This window comes from Vreelandella sp. H-I2, from assembly GCF_052959335.1.
This window is the reverse complement of the sequence record NZ_JBRAMC010000030.1, coordinates 1-248: the sequence shown is the minus strand read 5'-3', so window position 1 is coordinate 248 and position 248 is coordinate 1. Positions and strand designations below refer to the sequence as shown.

Sequence of the window (248 nt, the reverse complement as noted above, 5' to 3'; positions counted from 1 at the left end):
GGGAACTCTAAGGAGACTGCCGGTGACAAACCGGAGGAAGGTGGGGACGACGTCAAGTCATCATGGCCCTTACGGGTAGGGCTACACACGTGCTACAATGGCCGGTACAAAGGGCTGCGAACTCGCGAGAGTCAGCGAATCCCTTAAAGCCGGTCTCAGTCCGGATCGGAGTCTGCAACTCGACTCCGTGAAGTCGGAATCGCTAGTAATCGTGAATCAGAATGTCACGGTGAATACGTTCCCGGGCC

The 248-nt window shown here is 56.5% G+C and carries 1 rRNA gene; it reads left to right on the top strand.

Annotated features, from left to right (window positions below):
• Positions 1 to 248: ribosomal RNA gene (locus ACUVOF_RS21985) — 16S ribosomal RNA — on the top strand; the annotation flags it as partial.